Below are 18,011 nucleotides of genomic sequence, written 5' to 3'. Positions count from 1 at the left end.
CATGGCCATCACGTATCTGGAATCGATCGTCGTCGGGGCGCTGCAAGGGGTGAGCGAACTGTTCCCGGTGTCCAGTCTCGGGCACAGCATTCTGTTGCCGGCCTGGATCGGCGGGCAGTGGGGCACCGATCTCGACATGTCCGCCAAGGACTCCCCGTATCTGGCGCTGCTGGTGGCCATGCACGTAGCCACCGCGGTGGCGCTGGTCATCTTCTTCTGGCGGGACTGGGTGCGCATTCTCACGGGCCTGTGGGACGCGGTGCGGATGCGCGAAATCCGCACACCCGAAGCCAGATTGGGTGTGCTGCTGGTCATCGCCACCATCCCGGTCGGCCTGGCCGGACTGCTGCTCGAGAAGGCCGTCCGCAACTATCTCGGCACCCCGATACCGACCTCGGTGTTCCTGGCGGTCAACGGATTCGTGCTGCTCTCGGCCGAACTGCTGCGCACTCGCGCGAAGAGCGAGCGGGTGCTGACCCCGGCCGGTCGGCCCGCCGACCTGTCCATGCAGGACACCGTCGTGCTGCCCATTACCGATCCGGACCGTGCCTCCGATGTGCGGCTGTCCCGACTCGGCGTAAAGGATGCGCTGCTCATCGGATCCGCTCAGATCGCAGCGCTTTTCCCGGGCATCAGCCGCTCCGGCAGCACCATCGTGGCGGGTCTGTTCAAGGGCCTGCGGCACGAGGACGCCGCTCGTTTCGCCTTCCTGCTGGCCACCCCGGTCATCCTCGCCGCCGGCGTGCTCAAGACGCCCGAACTGTTCAAGCCCGAGAACCATGACATTCTCGGTCCAGCGCTGGCGGGCTCGGTGGTCGCGGGCGTGCTGTCCTATGTTTCGGTCATGTTCCTCACCTCGTACTTCGAGACCAAGAAGCTGACCCCGTTCGCCGTCTACTGCCTGGTTGCGGGCATCGGCAGCGCGGCGTTCTTCACCCTGCACGGCTGATACCCCACACGCCGCACCTTCGACACCAGAGATGCGGCGTGCGAGGTCAACGGTGTGACTCGAAGCAGTGACCAGCAGCCCGAACCGGAAACCCCGCTACACCCCGACCAATACGGCGGGTGGCCTACTTGCCGTCGGGGTGGCCGAGGACGACCAGGGCCGTGGTCCAGTCGGCGGCTATGGCGTTCTGCACGTCGGTCAAGGCGACCTTGCCGGAACACACGAGCGCGTGCAACGTGTTCTCGACGGCGTCCTTCGGATTGTTCGGCCCTGCGCCCGGCTTGTGATCGGGTGACGGTGGCTCCACCCACAGGTTGCGCGGATCGTTCGGGTCGCCGCCGAGCTCGAGCGACACCAGGTGGTCGTACTCGGCGTCATGCAGTGGGCCGGTGTAGTCGTAGGACTTCGCGTCGGCGTCCTTCTCCCGGTTGGTGATGTTGGCCGGTGGGCGGATCGAGGAAGTGTATCCGCCCTTGCAGATGGTGTCGCCGAGGTTGTCCGCGGCAACCTTCGGATTGATCGCTCCCGGGGTGCACGCGGGATCGGGCAGTGGCTGCCCATCGCCGGACTTGCGGTAGTGGCAGCTGCCCGGGGCCGGTTGCGCCTGTACCGTGTACGTGCCGGAGGGGCCGGGACCGACCGGCACCTGCAAGGTCTGTCTCGCGGCCGGGGGTTGAATCACCGCGTGCGCGACGGTTTTCGAGCCCTCATGTGCGCAGCCGGCAACCAACAACGGTGCCAGCGCTGAAACCAGCAGCGTCTTGCGAATATTCATGACCTACCTCTGGCCGAACCTTCATCCGCGTCCAATTGTGCGGCATAGCAGGCATACCGCTGGTAATCGGCACGAAAACATCGCGAGGTGTGGGGTCCGGGATTCGAACTCGGCGCACCGACCTCTGGCAGACTCTCAACCCCGGCCCCACACCGCCGCCTGTCGGCGGCGGGTCCATGTTCCGTTCGCGATCCGGAAGCCGTCAAACTAAAGCTCTCAAATATACTGTGGTGCGGGGATTTACAGCTTCTACCCTCGCTCGACTTCGGTACTGCGGCGATTTTGTAGAGGTTGGCTTCGACGTAGGTGCCTGTGGTGTGGTGCCGGGATCTGGAAGTTGAAAATCCTTGCCCACCACCGTGCTTCCGACGGCACCTATCGGTGGCCGCGGATCACCACCCTGCAGGCCACCGGTGCGCGGGTGTCGAAGAACACCGTGGGCGATCTGGGGACCGACACGGTTTGTCGAGCTCCTCGACGAGGGGAAGTGTGGCGCATCGGCGCCGCCCCGAATGTGCCGGAGCTGACTGCATTCGGTCAGCGGCGGCAGCCAGTTGCAGGTCCAGAAGATCGAGGGCAGCACCACCTCCGGTGCGATCGCTGCCGCCGCGGCGGTGACGATCTGCGTGGCGGGACAAGGACCAGGCAAGTCCGCGCACACCAGGTGTATCGGGCTTTCACGCGGTGACCGGTTTCCAGTCGGCGTCGGTGGTGGTGACCGGCTTGTGAGAGCCGTCCATCGGCATGTTCATGGTGGCGGCGTTGGACGTGGTGCTGTCGGCTTGCCGGGGTGTTGTGGCCGCCACCTGTTCGGGTTGCTACCGAGTGAACCGGGCGATGTCTTCGGCAACGCGGGCTGGCGCTTCGAAGGGGAACGCGTGGCTGAGCTCGGGATAGATCCGCAATTCCGAATCTTTGATGTAGTGAGACAGCACGGTCGAGTTATCAGCGGGCTCTTGTTCGTCGTTTTCGGCGCCCAGGATAAGTGTGGGCAGACGCAGCGTCGGGAGGCTACTGACGACATTGGCCGTCGGGTTCATCAGCCAATCGGTCATTGCGGCGCGTTGACGGTTGAGGCCGGTCAGGCTTACCTCGGTCCTGTTGGGGCGCAGGGCTGTTCGTGCGCGCCACGCAGCTAGAGCGTCGGGGTGACCGCTGAAGTACAGCGGAATGACCTGGTCGACCGGTACGAGCGGGTCGAACGCTGCGCTGCCCCGAACCAGAGTGGGCAGATCGGGCAGCACTTGTTGTGCTCCGCCGGGGCCGGTACCCATCAGGATCAGGGCGCCAACGTCATCGGGGTGGTCTACGGCCATGCGTTGCGCAACGAATCCTCCAAGGGAGTAGCCCACGACGGTGGGGCGGTTCAGGTGGAGAACCTGGATCAGACCAGCGGCCTGATCGGAGAGTTGCGAGACGGTCAAGATCGCCGAGGAACTGGCTGGAGTCCGTCCCACACCGTCGGAGTCGAAGACGACGACATGGTTGGTCGCGGCTAGGCGGTCGAGCAGTTCCGGGTCCCAATCGTCCATGCTCAATCCGAGGCACGGGGTCAAGAGCAGGGTTGGTCCATGTCCGAAGCTGCGGTAGGCGATCGGCAGCCCCGCGACGGTGACGACCTGGGTTGGAGCCGTCAACGACGGTGACCGGTCGAAGCCATCAGCCGTTGTTGATGCGAGGTCGGCGGTGGGGGCGATCTGACCGGCCGGGGTATCGGCGCTGGCGACGCCGGGAGCGATCAACAGCGTGCTGGTTGCCAGTACCGCCATGACGGCCCTGGCGGGCACCCGGCCTCGCGAGCCGGGCCAGCGACGGCAGGGCAACGGCCCGCTGTCGGGCGTCGCCGAAGTTGGATGGAGAGCGGACACCTGGGCTCCTTGTGGTTGCATCTTTCCGTCCGAATGGTCGTTCACGCGTACAAGAGACGTCGGTGGCCCGAAAGGATTCACTTGGTAGTGGAAGCCCTGCCGACCGAACCCGGCCGAGCTCTCCAAGGCGGTGGCTGCCAGCACACGTGGCTTCGCCTCGTCATTACGGCGTGCTGTTGACCGGGTCCGATGGCTGGTGGGTTTCGGTGGATCCCGCCATGAGCCCGGGGCAGCGCAAACTCCACAAGGTCGCCGTCAGCAACTCTCCTGCGTAACGGATGGTGTGAGTTCGGCGGCGAGGTCGGCGAACTCCTCGATCAGCGGGCTGTGCCGGTCGGCGTCCGATTCGACGCTCGAATCACCGCAGTCTGCCCTATGTCGGACTATTCAGTTCGGGAACTTCGGCTCACCCGGCCGTGAGGCGGGTGAGGGAGGTCGTGGTCAGGGGACCACCGTGGCCGACATAGACGGTGATCGGCGCGTGGTCGGCAATGGTGCGCATGCTGCGGGTGGCGGCGTCGGGGTCGGTCACGAACATGGGTTGGTGCGCGACGCGGGCTCGCAGGAGACCGCCGGAGAGGGCATCTCCGGCCAGAATGCTGTTGTCCGGCAACAGAACACACACCGAGCCGGGGGTATGGCCTGGCGTGACGAAGGATCGTCCGATGCCGCCGTGTCGGGTCAGGTCTTCTTCGTCGTCGAGGATGATATCGGGTTCGATGGCCGGGATCTCGGCTCCGGCGAGCATGAGTTTCATGAGTCGCGGCACCACGCTGGTGGGTTGCAGGTCGACCCGCCCGCCACGGCGGAGTTGATCGGCGTCGTCGCGGTGGATGGCAATGGGCGCGCCGGTGGCTTCGCGCAGCTCCGCTGCCGAACCGGTGTGGTCGGCGTGGTAGTGGGTGAGCACGATGAGAGTGACATCCCTCGGGCGCAGCCCCGCGTCGGCGATTTGCTGCAGCATCGCGGGTGCGCGCCCCCGGACACCGGTGTCGACGATCATGGCCGCGTTCCCGTCGGTGACGAGAAAGGCCGACGAGGCGGTGTTCTTGACGGTGTAGACGGTCATTGGTTCTCCTGAATCAACCGGTAGCGGTGATGGTTTGGTCGATCTGACGCGACGTCGCAGGGGTCCTCATGGCGTGGTCGGGGTGATGCGCAGCCCGGGTAGGCCGCGGCGGCGGATGATGAGTTCGGCGATAATGATGTTGGGCAGCCAGCACAGAAATGGCAGCGGTGCGTAGGCTTCGCGCAGGATCGTGGCGAACGGGTCGTCGCCGTGCACGAATGGAATCTGGGCGAGGATAAGCACGCCGAACCATGACCGCAGAGTCACCGCCGCGTAGGTGAGCGCGAAGCTGCGGATCATCCACGCCTGGTGGTCGGCGAAGTCGCGCTGCCGGACGGCGCGGTAGCCGCGCCACGCGGTCCAACCCCATAACAGGGCCAGTGAGCCGAAGCCGAAGAAGCCGTTCAGTCCCACCGAACTGAACATCGACATCACCAGTGCCGCAGTCGAACCGACCGCGATGCTGATCAGGTAGGCCCGCCCGATGCCTCGGTGGATTTCGGGTCGTCGAGTGCGCAGCCGTATGGCGAACTGCCATGGACCCAACGCCAGTGCGATTCCGGCAAAGATGATGTGCAGGTAGAAGGCCGCCTGGATCGGCCACGCCCGGAAGCCGTAGCTGGCTGCGAGCCCGACTTGTCGCTGTGCGAGGTAATCGAGGGTGCCCTGGGCGTATTGGCCGACGAAGTATCCGGCGATCGCCAGCGAGGACAGGGTGATCCAGGCCCAGCTCCAGCGCGCGCGCCGCTGGCGTGGGCGCTGTTGGTCGTGGGTGGGAGGTGCGGTGGAAACCATTGACGCTCCTGATGTTTCGGCGGCTCCCGAATGTAAGTAGTTCTAACATAGCAGAATGTTAGAGTTACTTACATAGAGTTTTCGGCCGCGACGTGCATCGCATTCGCCGGTGGTGTCGCGCGGCGGCAAGAGTGGACGGAGCAACGTGGTACGCACGACCTACCATCACGGCGCACTCCGGCAGGCGCTGATCGACGGCGCCAGGGAGATCCTCGCCGAGCAGGGGCATGAGCACTTCAGCCTCAACGAAGTCGCCCGCCGAGCCGGGGTGAGCACCGCCGCGCCCTATCGTCACTTCGCCGGTAAGGAAGAGCTGCTCGCCGCAGTGGCGGAGCAAGGCTATGAAACGCTGCGGCGAGACCTCGAGCAGGTGGTCGCCGCTGTACCCGAGGTCGGCGCGCGACTGCTGAGCCTGGGTGGGGCCTACGTACGTTTCGCGCGCGAACATCCCGACCTGTTCGCGACAATGTTCCGCAGCCGTCCGGGCTCGGACCCGGTGGGCCTGGAATCCTTCGAGATACTCCTGAATGCCGTTGCCGAGGCCCAGCAATCCGGCGTCATCTCCAATCGGCCCTCGCCCGAACTCATGGCCCGATCGATCTGGTCGACCCTGCATGGCCTCTCCGTCCTGAGCCACCGGCGACCATATGAACGGTTCGGCTTCGATGTGCCAGCGGAAGACCTTGCGGCCGAAACCCTTTCGGCATTGCTCGGGCTCTAGCGTCATCGGCCGAACAACAACAGGAGGTCGGCTGCTGCGGCGTCAGGTGTCCGATGCCGCGCCGAGTGCGCGCAAGAGCAGGCCAGTGAGGGAATCGAGGTAGCCGGGTTCGAGGTGGCCGCGGCGGACGGACAGGCGCCAATAGATGGGGGCGGCGATGACATCGAGTGCGAGTTCGAGGTCCAGGTCGGCGGGCAGTTCGCCGCGCGCGATGGCGCGTTGGAGGATTTCTGCGCCGCGGGTGCGCCGCGGGATGCCGATCATGGTCTCGACGACCGCACCGAGTTCGGGGTTGCGCGCCATCTCGGCGGCCAAGTCGGGCAATATGCGGGAAAAGCGCGGGTGGTTGAGCCATTCCAGCAGCGCGTCGAGGGTTTCCCGGAGGTCGCCGCGCAGTGATCCGGTGTCCGGATCGATGGCTCGCGGCACGCTGAACTCGGAGACGACGGCGATAACCATGTCCTGCTTGGACGGCCAGCGGCGGTACAGCGCGCTCTTGCCGACACCGGCCCGCTTGGCGACGGCCTCCATGGACAGTCGGCCGTAACCCTGTTCGGCAAGCTCGTCGAGGACGGCCTCGGTGATCGACTTGGTGGTCTCGGGCTGCAGCACGGCTGCGCCGGTGGGCGTGCGACGTGTCATACGGGTGAGTGTAGCGGGTGGACGGGACGGTATCGTCCCGCGTAGTCTCACGACAGGACGGAACCGTCTCGTCCTAACGTTAGGAGCCTTCAATGACCCCCAGTGAACTCGTCGACCGCGCACTCGCACTGCTCCTCGCCAAGGACATGGCCGGCTTCGCCGGACTCTGGGCCGAGTCGGGTGTGCTGGAATTCCCGTTCGCGCCACCCGGCTATCCGACGCGACTGGACGGGCGCGCGGCGATCGAGGAATACATGCGCGGCTACCCCGACATCGTGGACATGCGCGAGATCACCGAGAAGTCCCTCCACCGCAGCGTCGATCCGGAGGTCGTCATCGTCGAGTTCGTGGCGGCGGGCCGCGTCGTCGCCACCGATGCGCCCTACCAGATGCGCTACATCGCCGTGATCACCGTGCGCGACAACGCAATACAGCACTATCGCGACTATTGGAGCCCGCATGCCGCAGCCGAGACGCTCGGTGGCGCAGACCATCTGGTGACCGCGTTCGCCGGCGGCACCGATGAATGAGATCCTGGTTATCGGTGCGACCGGGACAACCGGCACCCGGATCAGCACCTTCCTGCGCAAGCGCGGCATCGGGGTGCGCGAAGCCACGCGTACCCCAGGACCGGATGCCGCGCAGGTGCGCTTCGACTGGGCCGATTCCGAAACGCACGCACCAGCGCTCGAGGGAGTTTCGGCCGTCTACCTGATCGCCCCGATCGGCGTTGCCGACCCGGCGCCCCTGGTACGACCGTTCCTCGACGAGGCTGTCCGGCACGGTGTGCGACGCGCTGTCGTACTCGGCTCCTCCGCCATCCAGGAAGCCGACCACGGTATGGGAGCGCTGTATCGACTCGTGCGGACAACCATGCCCGAATGGGCGGTGCTGCGGCCGTCGTGGTTCATGCAGAACTTCACGGGCGAGCTACCGCTGGCCCGGGATGTTCGCGCTGGGGAGATCGTCACGGCGACCGGACCGGGCCGGGTCGCGTTCATTGATGCCGATGACATCGCCGCCGTCGGCGGGCATGCGTTGATCGACCCCGTCGCACACAACACCGAACACATCCTCACCGGACCGCAGGCGCTCAGCTACGCCGAGGCCGCCGCGATTATCGCCGCTCGGACCGGGAAATCCGTTGCGCACCGGACCATTACGCCGGATGAACTGGCCGCACGCTTGGTCGCCTATGGCATCCCCGAGGATTTCGCCGCCATGCTCGCCGCTCTCGACGACGACATCCGCGCGGGCACGCAGGACCACGTTACCGACACCGTGCTACGGGTCGCCGGCCGCGCGCCGCGCAGTTTCGGTGAGTTTATCGACAAGGAGCTGTAATGCGGCAGTTGATGTTTCATGATGACGTCCAATTCTGGTTCGAGACAATGCGACTGTTCGGCCACGCGAGCTACGGCGGCTCGGATTTCGGCGAGGTGGTAGCCACAGCATCTCGGATCACGGCGGGCGACTACGACAGCTGGCATGACAACTGGCTGCACACCGCCGAGCGGATCGCCACCGAAGCAGCTGCGGCACCGCCGATCAGCGCACGCGACGGGTTCCTGCGCGCCTCAACCTACTACCGTGCGGCCGAATTCTTCCTGCACGGCAACCCCGACGACCCGCGTATCGGCTACGCCGACGCGCGTAGCGTCGAGTGCTTCCGCGCCGCCATCATGCGAATGCGGGATATCGAGCCGATCGAAATCCCTTACGAGGGAACAGTTCTGCACGGCTATCTATATCGAGCGCCGGGGCCGGGCCCGAAGCCGACCGTGGTGATGCACAACGGGTTCGACGGCAGCTGCGAGGAATTGCAGTTCCTCGGTGCGCCGGCCGGGCAGGAACGCGGCTATCACATACTCACCTTCGACGGCCCGGGACAGCCGAGCGCGATCCATCGTGAGAAGCTGATATTCCGGCCGGATTGGGAGCATGTGGTCGGCCCGGTGCTCGATTATCTGAGCAAGGTCCCCGGTGTCGATCCGGCACGGATCGCGTTGCTCGGCGTCAGCCTCGGTGGCATGCTCGCGCCGCGCGCGGCCGCATTCGAGCCACGCTTGGCCGCGGTCGTCGCCGTCGACGGCGTCTACGACGCGAGCACGGCCCTGGCCCAATTCCTGCCGATCGCAGCCGATGAACTCCCGGACCGGGTGCGCGCCGAGCATGACCCGGAGCTCGACGCGTTGATCGCCGCGGCGCGGGCGGCCAACCCGACCATGCGTTGGGCCTGCGACCACGGCAGGTACGTTATGGGCGCTCGCACCGATCGCGAATTCCTGGCCGCGTACCTCGACTACAACCTGAAAGATGGTGTAGCCGAGCAGATCACATGTCCGGTGCTGGTATGTGAAGCGGCCGACGACATGTATTTCGCGGGCACCGGCGTGCGCGAAGCCGAACCGCGCAGGCTGCACAGTCGGCTGACCGCACCGAAGGCGCTGCTGACCTTTACCGAGGAGGAGGGCGCGGACGCGCACTGCCACAGCGGCGCGCAAAGACTTGCCGTGGCAAGGATTTTCGACTGGCTCGACGAAACAATCTCGTAGGAACCACGCACCGACCTGCTGCTTCGAGCGGCGTCGACACGGAGCCTGATCCGGCGGAGCTTGCGATGGTGCGGTCGATAGCGGCCATATGTTCTTCGGCTCACGATCGCAGTGCGGCGAGCGGCACTTCCAGCGAAAGACCGAGATCGGTGAGCCGCGAGTGCACGCGCGACGGCACCGTCGCCTCCACCCGGCGCGCGACCACGCCGTCGCGAGCGAGGCCCATGGGAGCAGATGATATCTGCGACATTGTCCGATGTGATCAGCGCTGCCGGACATCGTCGACATACACGATGCCCACTCTGCCGGCCGGCGCGAGCAGCGTGCCTCAATAGTCGAGGGCGTGTTCCGGTTGGCAGACATCCATGGGGGAGGGTAGATAGCGGGCGATGGCGTCCAGGAGCGTGGCGATGGCATCGCTCGTGGGCGCTGCACCGCATAGGACGGGTACGACCTCACCGATGCGGGTCAGGTAGCGGATGCGGTGATGCACCTGGTCGAGCGGGATGTCGTGCAGGGCGGGGGAGCAGTTCGGATCCGAGGGGGCTAGTTCCGTGAGCGTTTTCACGAGGGTGCCGTACCACCGCTCGGCGACTTCCCAATGGCTGCCGTACAGTTCGGCGGCCAGCGGTTCGAGTGCCCACAGTGGGAGCAGGTCGATGACGCCTTCGAACGTGGGGTCGGCGCCGATGGGGATTTGCAGTGTCAGTGGGACGGCGCCGCGGGTGTCGGCGATCGTGCGGACGCAGCGGTCGAAATCGGCGGCGGGGTGGTCGAGTCCGTAGATCAGGCACAGGCGGGCGACCTGGTAGTCGTCGGCGACCCGGAACATCGTCTGGAGGCGCGGGGTGGGGTTGACGGCGGCGTTCACGACCGCGATCACACCGTCGGCCACGCGGATGGACCGCTCCAGGTCCGCAATGGGCGCGTGGCTCGTCAGCTCGGCGATACGAATCGTGTGCTCGACGCGGCCCGTGGTCCAATCGACGGTGGCCCGGGTGCCGGAGCCGCGCTGGCCGGAGCGGCGGCGGAGCAGGCCGGCCAGTCGGGTCGTCTCGTCGGGGTCGCCGATGATGGTGACGTTGCGGATTGTCTGTGGATCAATGGCTTTGGCGCCCATCGCGTTGTGGTACTCCAGATCGACTCGAGGGTGTCGGGACCTCCTCGATCCGGACTCACCGTACCTCCGCCCGCGGATTGCTGGAGCGGAATTCGGCCCCAAAGTAGAACGTGTTCCTATACCGTCGGGCTGTGCAGAAAGAACAACGGCCCGCCGTGGCAGACTGGTTCACTGCGGACGACGGCGTGGTGCGTCTGAAGGGAAGTCGCTGCAAGGATTGCGCCACACCGTATTTCCCGCGGAATACGCTGGCCTGTCGGAATCCGCAGTGTTCCGGTCCGAAGGATGGCTCCGAGCTCGTCGAGCATCTGTTTTCCACACGTGGGCGGATCTGGTCGTATGCGGATGCCCGGTACAAACCTCCGGCGCCCTATGTCTCGCCCGATCCATTCGAGCCGTATGTCGTTGCGGCAGTGGAGCTCGAGGTCGAGCAGATGGTGATTCTCGGGCAGGTCGTGCGCGGCCTCACGGTGGACGACCTGGCCGTCGGCATGCCGGTCGAATTGACTCTCGGAACGTTGTACGCCGACGAGGAAGCGGAGCACACGGTGTGGATGTGGAGGCCGGTCAATGACTGACACGAATGATCGCGACATCGCCGTCCTCGGTGCGGGTATGCACCAGTGGGGCAAGTGGGGGCGCAATTTCGTCGAATACGGGCTGGTCGCCGCCCGTGCGGCGCTGGCCGATGCGGGGGTGAACCACCTCGACGTCGGTTATATCGCCGGCGCGGACACCATCCGCAATGGGTACCCCGGTTTCGTCTCGGGCGCGACTTTCGCTCAGGCGCTGGGTTGGTCGGGTGCGCAGATCTCGAGCAGCTATGCCGCCTGCGCCTCCGGTGCGCAGGCCATCGCCAACGCACGCGCCCAGATCCTGGCGGGGTTGTGTGACGTGGCGCTGGTGGTGGGCGCGGATGCCGCCCCGAAGGGCTTCTTCCAGCCGGTCGGCGGTGAGCGCCGCGATGATCCGGACTGGTTGCGTTTCCACCTGCTCGGCGCTACCAATCCCATCTATTTCGCGCTGTATGCTCGCCGCCGGATGGCGCTGCACGGTGCCACGCTCGACGATTTCGCCGCGGTCAAGGTGAAGAACGCCAGGCACGGCCTGAACAACCCGTATGCCCGTTATCGCAAGGAGGTTTCGGTCGAGGAGGTCGCCGCCTCGGCGATCGTCTCGGACCCGCTGCGGCTGCTCGACATCTGCGCGACCAGCGACGGCGGGGCCGCACTGGTGTTGACGTCGATGGAGTACGCGCGTCGGCACGGCGTCGCCGACCCGGTCCGCATCCGAGCGCTGTCGACGGTCACGCCGACGTTCCCGAAAACCGTTCTCGACCTGCCGGATTTTGCGACCGACTCCGCTGTGGCCGTCGAGGCCCCGCCCCGCGCGTTCCGTTCCGCCATCGCGCACGCCGCGTACGAGGAGGCCGGGCTCGGTCCCGCCGACCTGTCCTTCGCGGAGGTTTACGACCTGTCCACCGCGCTGGAGTTGGACTGGTACGAGGACATCGGGCTCTGCGAGACGGGCGGCGCGGAGGATCTGCTGCGCAGCGGCGCAACAACATTGGGCGGACGCGTGCCGGTGAACCCCAGCGGCGGCCTGGCCTGTTTCGGTGAGGCGATCCCCGCGCAGGCCATCGCCCAGATCTGCGAGCTCACGTGGCAGTTGCGCGGCCGGGCCGACGGCCGCCAAGTGGACAACGCCCGCGCGGGTATCGCGGTGAACCAGGGCCTCTTCGGCCACGGCTCGGCCGTCATCGCCACCCGCTGACATCGCGGGTCTTTGGGCGCTCTCCGAAAACCCGGGCCAGGCCCGGGTTTTCGTGGTCCAGGTCGGCGCATGATTGCTGTTCCTACAACGCGACCGTGGCGTCGACGGCCGAGCCTCCGTAGGTCGGACTACCGGGCGCGGTGCCACCAGCGGTGGTATGGCGGGGGCAGCCAGTACTCGTCCGGTAACCGAGTCGAGGACCGCTCGGCTCGGCGGTCGGTGGCAGAAGCAACGGATCATCAGCCATGACAGCCACCGATCCGAGTGGCGTGCTGAAACTCCAGCGCGGTAGAACTTCGTACAGTCACCCGAACAGTGGGGAGTTTGCAACGTGAGCGTGTCAGAAGTCGTCTACAACGTTGTGGTCGTCGCGCACCTACTCGGTATGGCGGCGGTCGTTGGCGGATATGTCGCCGGTCAGCCCGCCGTTTCCGAATTGATGGTGTGGGGCGCGCGGGCGCAGATCGTCACCGGTTTGATCCTGGTGGGGATGGCCGATTCGATCGATTCGCTCGGCAAGGATCCGAATATGGCAAAGATCGGCACCAAACTGGTCATTTCCGTGCTGGTCGCCGCGTTCGCCGAGATCGGTCGGGCGGATGCGAAGCGCGGGAAGGCGGTGCCGTGGATGACCCATGCCTCCGGTGGCTTGGCGATTCTCAACGTGTTCATCGCAGTGCTCTGGACGTGAGCGCCCGGTGACCGGCTCAGCTTCCGGTGCGGTCTGGTCCACCACGAGGACCCGAGCGGCATGGTCGACGCGATATGACTTGCCGCATCGACGCCAGGCACAACGAGTACCGCTGGGCCCGAAGCCGATGCGACCGGAGCATCGGCGCGGGCACGTTCGCTCATCTCGTCGTGGGGTGGCGCGCTCGCTCCCGCGAGATTGATGGCACCGTGGACGTGATAGATCGTGCCGATCCCGCGGCTGGCCCCCAGGTGACGAAGACGTCGGCGGTTGTCAGGTGATCGACGGTGGTCCGGGCGTGCACACGGAATCTCCACAATTGGTGCGGCTTCTCTCCACAGCGGGTGGCTAGGGTTTCGGTTCATGGAACAGAACGTGGCGGTCAGCGGGTCGGGGGCGCGACGGATTCTGGTGGTCGACGACGAGGTGACCATTGCGGAATCGGTGGCGGCGCGGTTGCGCGCGGAGGGGTTCACCGTCGATGTGGCCCATGACGGTCCTGGCGCCGTTGCCACGGCGGAGGCGATGGCACCCGATCTGGTCGTACTCGATGTCATGCTGCCCGGCTTCGACGGCCTCGAGGTGTGCCGCCGCATCCAGGCCGCGCGTCCGATACCGGTCCTCATGCTCACCGCGCGCACCGACGAAACCGACCAGCTCATCGGCCTCGGGGTCGGCGCCGATGACTACCTCACCAAGCCGTTCTCCCTGCGCGTGCTGGCCGCCCGCGTCCAAGCCCTGCTGCGCCGGATGGACCGGGCCGTCGAACGCGACGGCGCCAGCATCATCGTCGGCGACCTGCGCATCGACGTCGATCAGCGCCGGGTCTGGCGCGCCGATATCGAAGCCCAGCTCACCCCGCTCGAATTCGACCTGCTGACCCGCCTCGCGCGCCGCCCCCGCGTGGTGCTGGCTCGCGAACGCCTGCTCGAAGAGGTTTGGGACTGGGCCGACGCGGCGGGAACCAGGGCGGTCGATAGTCACGTCAAGGCATTGCGCCGCAAGCTCGGCGCAGACCTGATCCGCACGGTGCACGGTGTCGGCTATGCGTTGGAGGCGCGATGAGTGCGGGATCGCGAAACGATTCGATGCGAGGCGGTGGGCGCGACGAGGCTCCGGTCTCCGGCAGCGCGGCGGTTCCGCGGTGGCTGCGGGGCATATCGGACGCGGTGGCGGAGGTGCTGCCGCGCCCGCTGGATCCGGTGAAATCGATCAAGCTGAAATTCGCGATTCTGATGCTGGGGTCGGCCGGGGTGGCGTTCGGGTTCTTCCGGCTGCGGATCGGCTGGCTGCCGCCGAAGACGACGATCGCGGCGACGGTGATCGCGCTGGTCACCTCGCAGATCCTCGCGCACGGCACCACCAGGCCGCTGCGGGAGATGACGGCCGCGGCAAAACGGATGGCGCACGGCGACTACACCCGCCGGGTGCGCGCCAGTTCCCGCGACGAGGTCGGACAGTTGGCGGTGGCCTTCAATCAGATGGCTGCCGATCTGGCCGCCGCGGACCAACAGCGCCGCGACCTGATCGCCAATGTTTCACATGAACTGCGCACCCCGATCGCCGCGCTGAATGCGTTGCTGGAGAACATGGTCGACGGTGTCTCCACTCCCGATGACAAAACCCTGCGTACCGCACTCGCACAAACCGAACGGCTCGGCCTGCTCGTCTCCGAACTGCTCGACCTGTCCACCATCGAATCCGGTGCCCGAGCACTGGATCGCGAACAACTCAGCGTCACACCGCTTTTGGCCGAGGTCGTCGCCGAGGCCGAGGTGATGGCGGCGGCGCTCGGGCGCGGTGTGCGCTTCCGCACCGACGTGCAACCGAGCACCGCAAGCGTTTTCGCAGACCGTGCACGTTTGCATCAGGTGCTGCTCAACCTGCTCGATAACGCCGCCCGCCACGGCCCCGCCGGTGGCGAGGTCCGCATCGACGCCCGATCCGACCGCGGCAATCTCGTCATCGACGTCCAGGACCAAGGCCCCGGCATACCTATCGCCGAGCGCGCCACCATATTCGACCGCTTCACCCGCGGCGGCCGCACCGACGGCGGCGGCACCGGCCTGGGCCTGGCCATCTCCCGCTGGATAGTCGACCTGCACGGCGGCACCATCGCCGTCGCCGACCCCGGCTCCCGTATCCGCGTGGTCCTCCCGGCTCGCTGACCCGACCACCAACTCACCCACCCACCCACCCACACTCGCCGCGACCCGGACCACCATCCGGGCTGATCCCACATACCTTTAGGAGGGGACATCCGTGTCAGATCAACCCACCCCGAGTGATTCACCGCAACCGGATTCGATCACGGCATCGCCGAATGAGCCGAGCGCTCATGCCGAGTCGGCAACTGTCGCGTCCGATGCTGCCGGACCCGATCGTATTGGACCTGACGCTCCCGCACCTGGTGCGGTCGCATCCGATGGTGTCGGACCCGATGCTGCTGCACCTGATGCTGTCGCACCTGGCACTGTCGATGCGTTGACCAATACGGCTGAACCGGCGCCATCGGCTCAGGTATCGCCGAACGAGCCCGTTGCCGAAGCGCATTCGGCCGCAGCAGATCCCGCACCACCGTCGAAGCCCACAGCGGACGCGGCGACAAGCGAAACCGAGTCGATCAGGGGTGCGGAGCCGGGGCAACCTCGTCGGGTGACGCGCCGATACAGAAGGCGCAGTGCCGAAGCAGATCCGTCGACCCCGGCCGACCAGAGCACGCCGTCTTCGAAGTCGACGGCATCACCGATCGGGCACGATCTGCGGACCTCGGCTGAGCCCGAGGGCGATTCGGTGCCGGCCGCGCACGCATCCGTCGAGGGGTCGGCTGCGTCGTCTACCGAGCGGATACCGGATACATCCGGTGCAAAGCCGGAGGCGGTGGCACGAACGGAATCGGATGCGCCCGAGGTCGTGCCGCAAACTCCGGACTCGTCGTCGAGCGCGCCCGCGGGCACTTCGCCGAACGCGGTGGGTGCTTCTTCGAGCGCATCGGTTTCGACCGTGGCTGAATCGGCCTGGTCGGTGAGTGCGTCGCCAAGTGTGCCGAATCCGTGGGAGGCCGTGTCGGCCTGGTCGGTGGGTGCGCCACCCAGTGCGTTGCATCCGTCGCCGAGTGCGTCGCGACCGCTGGCGCCGATGCCACCCATGCGGCCGTTTCCACCCGGATCCCGATCTGATATGCCAACCCCTTGGGTGGCGCCGGTGTCGCGATTGCGGCGCATCGCCTGCCCGCCGGGTGTACTACCCGCCGCGGGAATCGCCGGACTCGCGGGCGCAGCGCTGATTCCACTGGATCGCCCTGGAATCGGTTGGCTACTGGCCGGTTCGGTCGCCGCAACCGCGGTATTCACGGTGGATCGCCGCGCACGCCGGGCTGCCGCAGCGCGCGATACTGCCGGGGCAACCGCGCCGATACCGGATCCGTTGGCACCGGCGGAGCCATCATCTACCGCTTTCTCGGCGACTGTCAGCGGTCGGGTTCGGCCGGAAGGTGTCGATGCGGCGGCGGATTGGGCCGATCCGAGTGCTCGATGGTCGAGCGCTGCTGGTGATGGCGGTGAACTGCGGTCCGAAGGTATTGGTGCGGAGTCGGATCAGGGTGATGCAAGTCCTGCGCAGGTGGCTGGGGCCGGCGGTGGCACCCCGCGGACAGCGGATTTGTCCGACTCGGGCGAATTGTCGTTGCTTGCTGCTGACGGGGCGGAGGGAGATACCGGGCGGTCGGCCTCGGCGGTGACCGGGAGTCGTCGATCTGACGGTGTCGATGGGGGAGTGGATCGGGCTGAAGCAAAGGCTGGAGTGGGATTTGGTGTGCTCCAGGGGAATTGGGGGCGGGTTTGGTGGGTGGCGTTGGCGTTGGTATTGCTAGGGGTGGGGGCTGTTCGGGGTGCAGGGTGGTTGTTCGCGTTGTGCGTGGTGGGGGCGGGGGTGGCCGGGTCGTTGGCGGTTGTCGGGCGGCGGTCGGTGCATGGGGCCTGGTATGACGTGATCGCGGTGCCGATCGAGTCGATTTCGGGCATTCCCTGGGTGTATTCGGCGTTCGGCCGGATCGGTGACGGTACGGCACGGCGGTCGTGGCGGGCCGGGATGTCGGTGGCGGTGACGCTGGCGTTGTTGGCAGTTTTCGTGCCTCTGCTGGGTGGTGCCGATGCGACTTTTGCGAAGCTGCTCTCGGCGGTGACACCCCAGGTCGACGCGGAATCGGTGATGCGGTGGATTTTCACGTTCGTCGCAGTCGGGTTCGGCAGCATCGGGGCGATGTATTTGCTGGCGGGTCCGCGTGCCGCGGCGACAGGGGAATCGAGGGGCGGCAGCCTGCGGCGGTTGGAGTGGGCGTTGCCGGTCGGCGCGCTGACGGTGCTGTTCGCGGTCTTCGTCATCGTCCAATTCGTCGCGTTGTTCGGTGGCGACGCCTATGTGCAGCGCACCACGAACTTGACCTACGCCGAATACGCACGCAGCGGATTCTGGCAGCTCTCGATCGTCACCGTGCTCACGCTGGCCGTCATCGCCCTGGTCTTGCGTTGGGCCGCACGGGACTGCGCTGCGGATCGGGCCTGGCTGCGGATCCTGCTCTGCGCGATCAGCGTGCTGTCACTGATCATCGTCGCCTCCGCGCTCGGCCGCATGTGGACCTACCAGCAGGCCTACGGTTTCACCGTCATGCGATTGCTGGTCGAGGTCTGCGAACTTTGGCTGGGCCTGGTCTACCTGCTGATGATCGCGGCCGCGCTCCGACTGAACGGCACCTGGGTGCCGCGCGCCGCCATCGGCACGGCCATGGCGACCCTGTTCGTCCTGTCCATCCTCAATCCGGAAGGCATTGTCGCGGAGCGGAATATCGATCGCTGGCAGCACGGAAAGAACCTCGACACGGCCTATCTGAGGGGGCTCTCACCCGATATCGTCCCGGCCGTCGAGCGACTTCCCGAACCGCAGCGCAGTGAAGTGCTCGGCGCGATCCGCCGTCGCCTCGAAGAAGATACGTGGCAGGGATGGAACCTGTCCCGCGCGAACGCCCGTTAGGTCGTGCTCATTGCGCGTCCCAGTC

21 protein-coding genes are annotated in these 18,011 nt (G+C 66.4%); 12 read left to right on the top strand and 9 right to left on the bottom strand.

The features are described from left to right. The first annotated feature begins 1 nt into the window (after position 1). Positions 2-949 (top strand): undecaprenyl-diphosphate phosphatase, encoded by a 948-nt coding sequence (locus tag ABZW16_RS22435; RefSeq protein ID WP_354957902.1) that lies wholly within the window; start codon positions 2-4, stop codon positions 947-949. Between the two features lie 124 nt (positions 950-1,073). Here ABZW16_RS22435 and ABZW16_RS22430 read toward each other — a convergent pair whose 3' ends face one another. The 5 genes from ABZW16_RS22430 to ABZW16_RS22410 all read right to left on the bottom strand — a co-directional run bounded on the left by ABZW16_RS22430 (position 1,074) and on the right by ABZW16_RS22410 (position 5,456). Then, positions 1,074-1,724 carry a hypothetical protein gene (locus ABZW16_RS22430; protein WP_354957901.1) on the bottom strand — a complete coding sequence of 217 codons (651 nt, stop codon included), beginning with the start codon at positions 1,722-1,724 and terminating at the stop codon, positions 1,074-1,076. 677 nt (positions 1,725-2,401) lie between these two features. After that, positions 2,402-2,530 (bottom strand): hypothetical protein, encoded by a 129-nt coding sequence (locus ABZW16_RS22425; protein WP_354957900.1) that lies wholly within the window; start codon positions 2,528-2,530, stop codon positions 2,402-2,404. Positions 2,531-2,542: 12 nt separating this feature from the next. Continuing rightward, entirely contained in the window at positions 2,543-3,592 is a 1,050-nt protein-coding gene (locus ABZW16_RS22420) for an alpha/beta hydrolase (protein ID WP_354957899.1), read from the bottom strand. Positions 3,593-3,998: 406 nt separating this feature from the next. Beyond that, positions 3,999-4,661: an MBL fold metallo-hydrolase gene (locus ABZW16_RS22415; RefSeq protein WP_354957898.1), complete on the bottom strand. Its 663-nt coding sequence runs from the start codon at positions 4,659-4,661 to the stop codon at positions 3,999-4,001. A 66-nt stretch (positions 4,662-4,727) separates the two neighbouring features. Then, positions 4,728-5,456, bottom strand: coding sequence for a DUF2306 domain-containing protein (locus tag ABZW16_RS22410; RefSeq protein WP_354957897.1), 729 nt, complete (start codon positions 5,454-5,456; stop codon positions 4,728-4,730). 145 nt (positions 5,457-5,601) lie between these two features. On the opposite strand from ABZW16_RS22410, the gene ABZW16_RS22405 reads away from it, so the two are divergent. Then, on the top strand, positions 5,602-6,177 hold the full coding sequence (locus ABZW16_RS22405; protein ID WP_354957896.1) for a TetR/AcrR family transcriptional regulator: 576 nt from the start codon (positions 5,602-5,604) through the stop codon (positions 6,175-6,177). 42 nt (positions 6,178-6,219) lie between these two features. Here the strand turns inward: ABZW16_RS22405 and ABZW16_RS22400 are convergent, their stop codons facing one another. Further along, the gene (locus ABZW16_RS22400; RefSeq protein WP_354957895.1) at positions 6,220-6,819 is read right to left on the bottom strand and encodes a TetR/AcrR family transcriptional regulator; all 600 of its coding nucleotides are present in this window, start codon (positions 6,817-6,819) and stop codon (positions 6,220-6,222) included. A 92-nt stretch (positions 6,820-6,911) separates the two neighbouring features. Between ABZW16_RS22400 and ABZW16_RS22395 the strand changes: the two genes are divergently transcribed. The 3 genes from ABZW16_RS22395 to ABZW16_RS22385 are packed head-to-tail and all read left to right on the top strand — an operon-like array spanning position 6,912 to position 9,374. Continuing rightward, positions 6,912-7,349 (top strand): nuclear transport factor 2 family protein, encoded by a 438-nt coding sequence (locus ABZW16_RS22395; RefSeq protein WP_354957894.1) that lies wholly within the window; start codon positions 6,912-6,914, stop codon positions 7,347-7,349. Then, positions 7,342-8,163, top strand: coding sequence for an NmrA family NAD(P)-binding protein (locus ABZW16_RS22390; protein ID WP_354957893.1), 822 nt, complete (start codon positions 7,342-7,344; stop codon positions 8,161-8,163). Before ABZW16_RS22395 ends, ABZW16_RS22390 begins: the two co-directional genes overlap by 8 nt. Next, the gene (locus ABZW16_RS22385) at positions 8,163-9,374 is read left to right on the top strand and encodes an alpha/beta hydrolase (RefSeq protein WP_354957892.1); all 1,212 of its coding nucleotides are present in this window, start codon (positions 8,163-8,165) and stop codon (positions 9,372-9,374) included. The genes ABZW16_RS22390 and ABZW16_RS22385 overlap by 1 nt, the downstream gene beginning before the upstream one ends. Before the next feature lie 100 nt (positions 9,375-9,474). On the opposite strand, the gene ABZW16_RS22380 is transcribed toward ABZW16_RS22385, so the two are convergent. Continuing rightward, a complete protein-coding gene (locus ABZW16_RS22380) occupies positions 9,475-9,600 on the bottom strand; it encodes a winged helix-turn-helix transcriptional regulator (protein WP_354957891.1) in 126 nt (41 codons plus the stop codon). Positions 9,601-9,702: 102 nt separating this feature from the next. Next, positions 9,703-10,494 (bottom strand): GTP-binding protein, encoded by a 792-nt coding sequence (locus tag ABZW16_RS22375; protein ID WP_354957890.1) that lies wholly within the window; start codon positions 10,492-10,494, stop codon positions 9,703-9,705. Positions 10,495-10,649: 155 nt separating this feature from the next. Between ABZW16_RS22375 and ABZW16_RS22370 the strand changes: the two genes are divergently transcribed. The 6 genes from ABZW16_RS22370 (at position 10,650) to ABZW16_RS22345 (ending at position 15,446) form a co-directional block, all read left to right on the top strand. Continuing rightward, positions 10,650-11,072, top strand: coding sequence for an OB-fold domain-containing protein (locus tag ABZW16_RS22370; RefSeq protein WP_354957906.1), 423 nt, complete (start codon positions 10,650-10,652; stop codon positions 11,070-11,072). Further along, positions 11,065-12,267: a lipid-transfer protein gene (locus ABZW16_RS22365; RefSeq protein WP_354957889.1), complete on the top strand. Its 1,203-nt coding sequence runs from the start codon at positions 11,065-11,067 to the stop codon at positions 12,265-12,267. The genes ABZW16_RS22370 and ABZW16_RS22365 overlap by 8 nt, the downstream gene beginning before the upstream one ends. 385 nt (positions 12,268-12,652) lie before the next feature. Continuing rightward, positions 12,653-12,958 (top strand): hypothetical protein, encoded by a 306-nt coding sequence (locus tag ABZW16_RS22360; RefSeq protein ID WP_354957905.1) that lies wholly within the window; start codon positions 12,653-12,655, stop codon positions 12,956-12,958. 363 nt (positions 12,959-13,321) lie between these two features. After that, positions 13,322-14,023, top strand: a complete 702-nt coding sequence (locus ABZW16_RS22355) for a response regulator transcription factor (protein ID WP_354957888.1) — start codon at positions 13,322-13,324, stop codon at positions 14,021-14,023. Next, positions 14,020-15,126, top strand: coding sequence for an ATP-binding protein (locus tag ABZW16_RS22350; protein ID WP_354957887.1), 1,107 nt, complete (start codon positions 14,020-14,022; stop codon positions 15,124-15,126). The genes ABZW16_RS22355 and ABZW16_RS22350 overlap by 4 nt, the downstream gene beginning before the upstream one ends. Before the next feature lie 170 nt (positions 15,127-15,296). Then, positions 15,297-15,446 (top strand): hypothetical protein, encoded by a 150-nt coding sequence (locus ABZW16_RS22345; RefSeq protein ID WP_354957886.1) that lies wholly within the window; start codon positions 15,297-15,299, stop codon positions 15,444-15,446. Positions 15,447-15,474: 28 nt separating this feature from the next. Here the strand turns inward: ABZW16_RS22345 and ABZW16_RS22340 are convergent, their stop codons facing one another. Then, the gene (locus ABZW16_RS22340; protein WP_354957885.1) at positions 15,475-16,107 is read right to left on the bottom strand and encodes a hypothetical protein; all 633 of its coding nucleotides are present in this window, start codon (positions 16,105-16,107) and stop codon (positions 15,475-15,477) included. Here ABZW16_RS22340 and ABZW16_RS22335 point away from each other — a divergent pair. Beyond that, positions 16,097-17,986: a DUF4173 domain-containing protein gene (locus tag ABZW16_RS22335; protein ID WP_354957884.1), complete on the top strand. Its 1,890-nt coding sequence runs from the start codon at positions 16,097-16,099 to the stop codon at positions 17,984-17,986. The genes ABZW16_RS22340 and ABZW16_RS22335 overlap by 11 nt on opposite strands. Positions 17,987-18,011: the final 25 nt, after the last annotated feature.

The sequence above is a fragment of the Nocardia sp. NPDC004604 genome (assembly GCF_040609795.1).
In the GTDB taxonomy this organism is placed as follows: Bacteria; Actinomycetota; Actinomycetes; order Mycobacteriales; family Mycobacteriaceae; genus Nocardia.
This window is presented reverse-complemented; position numbering and strand designations above follow the sequence as displayed.